Origin of the sequence: Myxococcus sp. AM011 (assembly GCF_013372595.1) — a bacterium.
GTDB lineage: Bacteria > Myxococcota > Myxococcia > Myxococcales > Myxococcaceae > Myxococcus > Myxococcus eversor.
In genome coordinates, this window is record NZ_JABXEM010000099.1 from 25,897 (window position 1) to 35,310 (window position 9,414).

Consider the following 9,414-nt stretch of genomic DNA (forward strand, 5'->3'; position numbering starts at 1 on the left):
GCGCTACGGCTGCTCGGGCTCGCCCTGAGGCGCCTTTCCGCCAGCCGCGTTCGTCCCCTTGAGCGTCAAGACGTAGGCGGTGACGGCCTTGACGCGCTCGGCGCCCAGCGTCCGCTCCCAGGCGGGCATACCCTTGGCCACGGCGCCCTCGGCCACCACCTTGTGGATGGCCATGGGAGCGCCGCCGTGCAGCCAGAAGCCGTCCGTGAGATTGGGACCGATGAGGCCCTGCCCCTGCGCACCGTGACAGGCCGCGCAGTTGGACTGGAACACGGCCTTGCCGCCGTCCAGCGACGTCGGGTCCTTCACCAGCTTCAAGAGCAGGTCATCCGACGCGGGCGTATTGCCGGCCATGCGCTGCGCATGCTCGGCGGACTCCGCGGCGTACTCGCCCAGTTGCCCGGGCCCCGCCTCCGCGATGTGGTACCAGAACCAGTAGCCCGCGCCGAAGACGAGCGTCGTCCACAGGATGAACAACCACCATTTTGGCAGGTGGTTGTCGTGCTCCTCGATGCCGTCATAGATGTGATGAATCAGCGACTTCTCACTCATGACCGCCCTCCCCGCGCTCCGATAACGGCAGCCGCGAGAGCGCGTCGAAGTCCTGGCTCCTGCGCGCTCCGAACACCCAGGCGCAGACGCCCAGGAAGATGGCGATGAACAGGACGAGCGCGAAGAGCGGAAGCTCCTCCAACGGCATGCCCTGGTAGAATTGCTTGTACATCAGCGGCCTCCTCCTTCCTGGGCTCCCGCCGCCGACGCGGTGGGCGCGACCTCCGACGGCGTCGCGGGCACGTCCTGCGGCCCACGACCCAGGCGCTGGAGGTAGGCGACCAGGGCCACCATCTCCGAGTCCCACGCCACCTGGACACCCTGCGTCGCGAGGTCCGCGGCGATGGCCTCACCCTGGGACTTCTGCCGAGCCTCCGCCGAGTCCACGTCCGTGTGGGTGTACGGCACGCCCAGCTTCCGCATCAGCGACAGCTTCTTGGGCGCGTCCTTCACGCGGATGCGGTTCTCCGCCAGCCACGGATAGGGCGGCATGTTCGAGCCGGGACTCGTGGCTCGCGGGTCCATCATGTGCGTGTAGTGCCAGAGGTTCGGATACCGGCCGCCCACGCGGTGCAGGTCCGGTCCGGTGCGCTTGCTTCCCCACTGGAACGGGTGGTCGTAGATGAACTCCTCCGCGCGAGACACGTCGCCATAGCGCTGCGTCTCCGCCACGAAGGGGCGAATCATCTGCGAGTGGCACGTGTAGCAGCCCTCGCGCACGTAGAGGTCTCGCCCCTGGAGCTCCAGCGGGGAGTACGGCTTCTGCGCCTCGCCATGCGCGGGCACCGCCTGCTGGATGAGGATGGTGGGCAGCAGCTCCGCCACGCCGCCAATCAGGATGGCCACCAGCGTCAGCACCGTGAAGGCCAGCGGGCGGCCCTCGATGAGCGCGAACCACGAAGGACGGCCCGCCTCGCGGTCCTTGCGCGTGACAATCCAGGCCAGCTCGCCCAGCGCGACGATGGCGCCCATCAGCACCAGCGCGCGCACCGGCTTCGCCCAGCCCAGGAACATCGTCACCGTGAGGATGGCGATGGCGAACACCAGCGGGCGGCCAGTGACGACCTGCACCCAGCCCGGCGCGGGCGTCGTCGTCGCGGTGGGCACGGGAGCCTGGGCCTCTTCCACGACGACGGTGGTCTCTCCGTCGACGGCCTTGCCCGCGCGCGCCGTCTTCCAGAGGTTCCACGCCATCATGCAGAAGCCCACCAGGTACATGGAGCCGCCGACGAAGCGGACGATGTACATGGGCCGGATGGCGAGCAGCGTCTCCACGAAGTTCGGGTACAGCAGCGTCCCGTCCGCGTTCGTGGCGCGCCACATCAACCCCTGGTTGATGCCGCTGATCCACATGGACACGATGTAGAGGAGGATGCCCACCGTCCCCAGCCAGAAGTGCGCGTCCGCCGACCGGGGGGAGTGCAGCTTCGTGCCGTACAGCCTGGGCACCAGCCAGTAGAACATGCCGGCCGCCATGAAGCCGTTCCAGCCGAGCGCGCCGCCGTGCACGTGGCCGACAATCCAGTCCGTGTAGTGCGCCAGACCGCTCACGGTCTTGATGGACAGGAGCGGTCCCTCGAACGTCGCCATGCCGTAGAACGTCACACCGGCGATGAAGAACTTGAGGACCGGGTCATCGCGCAGCTTGTGCCACGCGCCCTTCAGCGTGAGCAGGCCGTTGAGCATGCCGCCCCATGAAGGGGCCCACAGCATGACGCTGAACACCATGCCCAGGGACTGCGCCCAGTCGGGCAGCGCGGTGTAGAGCAGGTGGTGGGGACCGGCCCAGATGTAGATGAAGACCAGGGCCCAGAAGTGGATGATGGAGAGCCGGTATGAGTACACCGGCCGCTCCGCCGCCTTGGGCAGGAAGTAATACATGATGCCGAGAATCGGCGTGGTCAGGAAGAAGGCGACGGCGTTGTGGCCGTACCACCACTGCACCAGCGCGTCCTGCACGCCGGAGAAGACGGAGTAGCTCTTCAGCCCATCCAGCGGCAGCGCCAGGCTGTTGACGATGTGCAGCACCGCCACCGTGATGATGGTCGCGATGTAGAACCAGATGGCGACGTAGAGGTTCTTCTCGTTGCGCTTCGCCAGGGTCCAGAAGAAGTTGATGGCGAAGACGACCCAGATGACGGTGATGGCCAGGTCGATGGGCCACTCCAGCTCCGCGTACTCCTTGGAGGTGGTGATGCCCAGGGGCAGGCTGATGGCCGCGGCGACGATGATGAACTGCCAGCCCCAGAAGTGGATGTTCGAGAGCAGGTCGGACGCCATGCGCGCCTTCAGGAGGCGCTGCGTGGAGTAGTAGACGCCGGCGAACATCATGTTGCCCACGAACGCGAAGATGACCGCGTTGGTGTGCAGGGGCCGCAGCCGGGAGTACGTCAGATAGGGAATGCCTAGATTGGCCTGCCACCATGCGAGCTGGCTGGCCACCAGCGCACCCACCGCCATGCCCACGATGCCGAAGACCACCGCCGCGAAGATGAAGCGGCGGACCGTGGTGTCGTCGTAGACGATTCGCTGTTGTTGCAAGGAGTCACTCCTGGGAAGCCGAAGACGACGGCCCGTCGGAAGACGCGGTGGGGCGAGCCACGCCGTCCTCCTCGAGCGGGAAGAGCGCGAGCCGGTCCGCCTGCTCATGGTCCCGGTGACGCATGCTGTAGATGAACAGCAGCACCGAGCTGGCCACGAGCATCAGGCTCACGAAGACCTGGAGGACCAGGACGTTCATGCGTGCACCTCCGTGGGGCGCGCCAGGGGCGCCAGGCCGCTGCGTGGAGCACGGGGCGCGGACAGGCTCCACAGCGTGAACAGGACCGTGGCGAGGCTCGTGGCGGGCATCGCCACGGCGGCGCGCAGCGGCGTCATCCAGCCCGCGAGGCACACGGCGACGGCCACGACGTTGTATCCGATGGCCAGCATCAACAACCGCCGCGCCACGTGCCGCAGGTGCTTCGACAGCTTGAGCGCCTCACGCAGCGAGGAGAGCCCCTCCCCCACCAGGAAGAAGTCGCTCTTGCCCGGCATCACCGGCCGGTCAATCGCGGGAGTACCGGCGCAGAGTGCCCGCTCGAAGGCGAGGCTGTCGTTGACGCCGTCGCCCAGGTACAGCGAGTCCGTCGCGCCGAGACGCGACACGGTACAGGCCTTGTCCTCGGGACGAAGGCCGCCCAGGGCGCGTTCCGGGGGCACGCCCAGGGAGCCCGCAAGCTCGCGCACGCGCGCGGGGGCATCGCCCGAGATGAGCCACACGGCATGGCCCTCCTCCTGGAGCGCGAGGACCTCCCTGCGTGCATCCGGCCGGAGGGCCTCACGCACCGGGAACGCGGCGACAGGGACTCCCTCGCGAGAGAGCACGGAGCCCCGAGGCCCATCGGCACGCATCGGCGCACGTGGAAGGACGGGAGTTCCGCTGTCCGTGCCAGGAAGCGTGATGCCCGCTTGCGCTGGGGCAGGCTCACTTCCCGCGTCGGGCCGTGACGTGACGCCAGTTCGCGGCGAGGCCGTTTCTCCGAGTCCTGCTTCGAGCGACACGGCACTCGGAACGACGCTATCGCATACCTGGTGCCAGTCGGCGCGGCCCAGACGCCACGACACGCCGTCTCGCATCCACTCCAGGCCCTGGCCTGGATGCTCCGTCACCCGCGCCTCCGGAACGAAGCGCGCGCCCGTTCGCGAGAGCGCGTCCGAGAGACAGCGACTCACGGGATGATTGCTGCGCGCGGCCAGATTGAAGGCCACATCGCGCTCTTCATCCGAGAGCACATCCAGCGAGGTCCGGTCCGCCAGCTCCATCCGCCCGAGCGTCAGCGTCCCCGTCTTGTCGAACAGCACCTGACGCACACGCGGAAGGCGGTCCAGCAGGTCCGTGGCCCGGATGAAGAAGCCCTCGCGACGCAAGCGCGCCTGCACCAGTTCATAGGCCAGCGGCGTGGCGATACCGATGGCGCACGGGCACGTCACCACCAGCAGCGCCACCGCCACCTCCAGCGCCTTGTCGGGCCCCGACGGCCACCACAGCGCGAGTCCCAGCGCCGACACGGCCAACACCGTCACCACCCAGCGCCGCGACACAGCCTCCCAGAAGCGAGTGTGCCCCGCGCTCCGACCCGTTCCGTCCGGCGCGCGGCGCAGCAGCGCCACCAAGGGCGAGTCCTGGAACGACTGTCGTGCCGTCGCACGCACCGCTTCGCGCCCCGCATTGAATGCGCCCGCGGGCAGCGGTTCTCCCACTGCCACCTCGCGCTCGTCCGGCTCTCCCGTCATCCAGTCCGTGGAGACTCGCGCGCTCGCATCGAGCAACTCCGCATCCACGGGCACCAGGTCCCCAGGAGCGATGACGAGCAGGTCGCCTTCAGCGACCTGGGTGACTCGCACGGTGGAGAGCCGCTCGCCCTCCTGTCGGCGAACGAAGAGTCCCTCCGCGCCGTCGTCCTCCAGCAGGAAGCGGCGGTTGCGCTCCAGGACGCGCTGCTGGAGCCAGCGTCCCACCAGCATCAGCGTGACGAAGGTGTTGAGGGTATCGAAGTACGCGAGGTCACCGCGTCCACCCCGGGCCTGCACCAGCGAGGTGCCGAACACCAGGAGGATGCCCAGCGCGATGGGCAGGTCCAGGTGCGGCACGCCTCGACGAAGTCCCTGCCACGCCGAACGGAAGAACGGCCACCCACCCACCATGACGACGAGCGCGGACAGCGCCAGGCTCAGCCGCGTGAAGAGCTGGAAGACCTCCGCATCCTCCGGCGTGAGCCCCACGTAGAAGCTCACCGAGAACAACATCACGTTCATCGAGAGCGCCACGCAGATGCCCAGGCGGATGGGCAAATCCAGACTCGCGGGCGCGGGCCGCTTGCGACTGGGACCGAAGAGATAGCCGAAGCCCTCCACCGTCCGCAGGAAGCCGCCCACGTCGAAGGCCCCGCGCGTCCACTGCATGCGCGCCTTGCCCAGCGCGGGGTCCACCGTGAGCCCCGCGCCTCCAGGCTGACGACGGAACAGCTCGTTCATCAGCCAGACACAGGCCGCGCAGTGGATGCCCTGGACGTCCAGCTCCAGCGAGCACAGCGTACCCGGCGCCGCCTCCGCGCGAGCCACCAACGGCTCCAGCCACGCGAGGCCGCGTCCTCGCGCGGGCTCCGCCGCGGGCGCCGTCTTCCCACCCGTGAGCTGGTAGTAGCGAGTCAGCCCCTGCGACACCAGCAGGCCATGCACCACCTCGCACCCCGCGCAGCAGAACTCGCGCGAGGTCGTGCCCTCCGGCACGCGGCTGCCACAGTGGAGGCAGACGGCCACGTCAGGCCGGATTTGCGCGGAGTCGAGCATGCGAGCTGTCACCTTGCGAACGGCATGCCCGTTGCGAAGGACCTGCTCATGCCCACCGACGTTCCGCTGATGCTGGCCTCGCTGACTCCGACTCCGACACTCGTCACAGGCGCGCTCGGTGCGCTCACGGTGGGGCTCACGGGCAGCGTGCACTGCTTCCTCATGTGCGGACCGCTCGCCTGCGCGGGGCTGCCGGCGATGCGTGGGCCCGAGAGACGCCGCGCGCTGCTCGCCTATCAGGGCGCTCGCCTCGGGGCGTATGCGCTCGTGGGCGGCGCGCTGGGCGCACTGGGTGGCGGTGTGACTCGCGCGCTCGCCGTGTCCACGCGTCCCTATCTCCCGTGGCTGATGGCGGCGGCGCTGGTGGCATCCGCACTGGAGCTGGGAAAGCGCCTGCCTCCCCTGCCTGGGCTCGCACGAGTGGCGAGCGCCCTCTCGCGCTGGAGCGCAAAGTTTTCGTGGGCGGGTCGCGCGAGCGCAATGGGTGCGGTGACGCCCTTGCTGCCGTGTGGACTGCTCTACGGCGTGCTCACCGTGGCGCTTGCGAGCGGCTCGTTCTGCGGTGGCGCACTGGTGATGGGGGCCTTCGCACTGGGAGGGCTTCCAGCGCTGCTCGGCGCACAACTTCAAGCCAGGTTGTGGAGCAAGCGACCCCGGCTCTCGGATTTCCTGCTTCGTCGGGCAATGCCGCTCGTGGCGGCGGCGGTGCTCGTCTTCCGCGCGGTCGACACCTCGCCCCACTGCCACTGAGGGTCGGCTCCAGCTTCGCCAGGCGTGGGGTGCGCTTGTCGCACGCGAGGGCATCGGCGAGGCTCCCGGCGCCGCCCCCTCTCTCCCGCCGAGGAACGATGACCGCGCCGCGCACCCCGAGCACCCTCGCCGCGTTGCTGTTGCTGTCCGCGAGCTGCACCACGTCGCGCCCACCGTCACAGAGCGAAGCTCCGCCCGCGGCCGTCACCCAGGCCGCCGCGACGCTCACGCCGGCCCAGGTGGCGCTGCGCGCTTTCGTGGACGCCCACTTCGACGAGCAGTTCCGTCGCCTCCCGCTGTCGGCCACTTCCGCGGGCGTCCACACGTATGACGGCGAGCTGCGCGGCTTCACCGCCGAGGAACGCGCGTCACACCTCGCGTACCTCAAGGGCCGGCTCGCCGCGCTGCCGACGGCGGTGGACCGGAGCGCGCTTCCGCCCCTGGACCGGGCCGACTACGACATCCTCGAGAACCACTTCCGCTCGCGCATCCTGGACCACGAAGAGGTGCGCTCGTGGGAGCGCAACCCCAACACGTATCTGAGCCAGGCCTCCAACGCGGTGTTCCAGCTCATCAACCGGGACTTCGCGCCGCTGGAGCAGCGCATGCGCTCGGCCGTGAGCCGCATGACGAAGGTGCCGGACCTGTTCGCCGCCGCGCGGACGTCCCTGAAGAATCCCCCGAAGCTGTGGACGGAGATTGCCCTCCAGCAGGCCCAGGGCACCCGCTCACTGTACGCACAGACGCTGCCCCAGGCCTTCGCGCCGGTGAAGGACGCCGCGCTGAACGAGGCGTTCAAGAAGGAGCAGGCGCGCTGCCTCACGGCCATCGACGCGTACATCCAGTTCCTGAAGGAGGACCTGCTGCCCCGCTCCAATGGGAACTACGCGATTGGAGAGGAGACCTACCGCAAGAAGCTGCTCTACGAGGAGGGCGTGACGGAGAGCATCGACTCGCTGCTCACGTGGGGGCAGGCGGAGATGAAGCGCACGCAGGCCCAGTTCAAGGAGGTGGCCGGTCGACTGGGGCCCGGCAAGGCGCCCATGGACGTGTACCGGGAGCTGAGCAAGGAGCACCCGACGCCCGCGGAGCTGGTGTCCAGCACCACGGCCACGCTGGAAGAAATTCGAGCGTTCCTCATCCGTGAGCGCATCATCACCGTGCCCAGCGAAGTGCGCGCGCAGGTGGCGGAGACGCCGTCCTTCAATCGCTCGCTGTCCTTCGCGAGCATGAGCACGCCCGGCCCGTTCGAGAAGCAGGCCACGGAGGCGTACTACTACGTGACGCCGCCGGACCCGACGTGGAACGCCGAGCAGACCGAACAGCACATGAGCTTCTACAACCACCATGCGCTGCCGCTCGTCTCCATCCACGAGGCCTACCCCGGCCACTACGTGCAGTTCCTCTGGACGAACCGGGTGGAGTCCAAGGTGCGGCGCCTCTTGGGCTCGGGCTCGTTCTCCGAGGGCTGGGGGCTGTACACCGAGCAGATGATGCTGGACGAGGGCTACGGTGGACGCTCGGGCGTGGGGGCCGACAAGCTGCGCCTCAACCAGCTCGCGCTCTACCTCCAGCGCCTGGCGCGCTACGTCGCGGGCCTGTCCCTGCACACGCGCGGCATGACGTACGAGCAGGCGGTGAAGCTGTTCGAGGAGGAGGCGTTGATGACGAAGACGAACGCGGAGCGCGAGGCTCGCCGGGGAACGTCGGACCCCACGTACCTGGTCTACGCGCTGGGCAAGAAGCTGCTGATGGAGCTGCGCGAGGACGCGAAGGCGCAGTGGGGCAAGGACTTCTCCCTCCAGCGCTTCCACGACGAGGTGGTGTCGTACGGCTACCCGCCCGTGCCCATCGTCCGACGATTGCTGCTCGGCGAGGAGCCCGCAAAGCCAGCCCCGCAGGAGTAAAGACTGGCGGCCGCGCTGTACCTCTGGCCTATGTCCTTGACTGGCTTTGAACCCCGTCAGGACAGACAATGGTTTCCCACCTTGCTCCATTTCGGCACGGTGACGGCGGGCAAGTTCGTCGGAGCGAGAGTGGTCCGCGCCACCGAGTTCCTCAACACGGACCTGGATGCCTGCTACACCCCGGAGGGCCTCCAGCAAATCAGCGGGCCCAGCACGCTGAACATCGCCAGCCTGCTCTAATCCAGAGTCGACGAGGTGCGGCGCCGTCAGCCCAGCAGCCCCTGGATGACGGCCTCCCGCATCACCTCGGCGAGCACCTCCACACCCTGGAGCGTGTTCGCCCGCCGCACCGACACGTCCCCCGTCGCCATCTGCGTCGAGTCCGCCACCACGAAAGGCAGCGCACGCCGCCCCAGGCGAAGCAGTCGCTCGTCGTGGAAGGCCTCCGGCGCGCGTTCACACAGCATCCGCATGAGCATCGTCATGTTCGCGATGCGCGAGGGCTGCATCGCGGCACCCAGACACGAGTAGTCCATGCCGTGCTCGTTCAGCACCGCGCTCCGGCCATCTCTCGCGAAGACGTAGATGAGCTGAGACGTCTCCTCCGTCTCCTGCCGCACCGTCTTCGCGCCCGTCTTGGGCATCACCAGCCCATGCGTGGCGATGGCCAGCCCGTAGGCCTTGGCCACATCCAGCTTGCTCGCCTGTTCCTTGTGCTCGCTCTGGGTGCGCACCGAGCTCGCCGCCCGGAGGACCGCGGCGACTTCGCTCCACGCCAGCTCCAGCGGCTCTCCGGCCCTCGGCGTGAAGGTCACCGTGTCCTCGCCAAACGTCACGCGGCGCGCCACCACCCGCCCCTGACCGAGCCCCCGCT

Annotated in this window: 9 protein-coding genes; 3 read left to right on the forward strand and 6 right to left on the reverse strand. The window is 68.6% G+C overall.

The window, feature by feature from the left end; genetic code table 11:
- Positions 1-3 precede the first annotated feature (3 nt).
- From HUW62_RS21455 to HUW62_RS21475, 5 genes are read right to left on the reverse strand one after another with little or no spacing between them, the layout of a single operon-like run.
- Positions 4-552: a cbb3-type cytochrome c oxidase N-terminal domain-containing protein gene (locus HUW62_RS21455; protein WP_176435468.1), complete on the reverse strand. Its 549-nt coding sequence runs from the start codon at positions 550-552 to the stop codon at positions 4-6.
- Entirely contained in the window at positions 545-724 is a 180-nt protein-coding gene (locus tag HUW62_RS21460; RefSeq protein WP_176435469.1) for a CcoQ/FixQ family Cbb3-type cytochrome c oxidase assembly chaperone, read from the reverse strand. Before HUW62_RS21460 ends, HUW62_RS21455 begins: the two co-directional genes overlap by 8 nt.
- Positions 724-3,093 (reverse strand): cytochrome-c oxidase, cbb3-type subunit I, encoded by a 2,370-nt coding sequence (gene ccoN / locus HUW62_RS21465; protein ID WP_176435470.1) that lies wholly within the window; start codon positions 3,091-3,093, stop codon positions 724-726. Before ccoN ends, HUW62_RS21460 begins: the two co-directional genes overlap by 1 nt.
- 4 nt (positions 3,094-3,097) lie before the next feature.
- Positions 3,098-3,292 (reverse strand): cytochrome oxidase, encoded by a 195-nt coding sequence (locus HUW62_RS21470; protein ID WP_163861084.1) that lies wholly within the window; start codon positions 3,290-3,292, stop codon positions 3,098-3,100.
- Complete coding sequence (locus tag HUW62_RS21475) at positions 3,289-5,883, reverse strand: heavy metal translocating P-type ATPase metal-binding domain-containing protein (protein ID WP_176435471.1); 2,595 nt, start codon at positions 5,881-5,883, stop codon at positions 3,289-3,291. Before HUW62_RS21475 ends, HUW62_RS21470 begins: the two co-directional genes overlap by 4 nt.
- 48 nt (positions 5,884-5,931) lie before the next feature.
- Here HUW62_RS21475 and HUW62_RS21480 point away from each other — a divergent pair, with 48 nt between their 5' ends.
- The 3 genes from HUW62_RS21480 to HUW62_RS21490 all read left to right on the forward strand — a co-directional run bounded on the left by HUW62_RS21480 (position 5,932) and on the right by HUW62_RS21490 (position 8,780).
- Positions 5,932-6,633 (forward strand): sulfite exporter TauE/SafE family protein, encoded by a 702-nt coding sequence (locus tag HUW62_RS21480; RefSeq protein ID WP_176435472.1) that lies wholly within the window; start codon positions 5,932-5,934, stop codon positions 6,631-6,633.
- Between the two features lie 98 nt (positions 6,634-6,731).
- Positions 6,732-8,540: a DUF885 domain-containing protein gene (locus HUW62_RS21485; RefSeq protein ID WP_176435473.1), complete on the forward strand. Its 1,809-nt coding sequence runs from the start codon at positions 6,732-6,734 to the stop codon at positions 8,538-8,540.
- Between the two features lie 81 nt (positions 8,541-8,621).
- The gene (locus HUW62_RS21490) at positions 8,622-8,780 is read left to right on the forward strand and encodes a hypothetical protein (RefSeq protein ID WP_176435474.1); all 159 of its coding nucleotides are present in this window, start codon (positions 8,622-8,624) and stop codon (positions 8,778-8,780) included.
- A 26-nt stretch (positions 8,781-8,806) separates the two neighbouring features.
- Here the strand turns inward: HUW62_RS21490 and HUW62_RS21495 are convergent.
- Positions 8,807-9,414: hypothetical protein (locus HUW62_RS21495; protein ID WP_176435475.1), on the reverse strand; the 608-nt coding region annotated here is incomplete at its 5' end.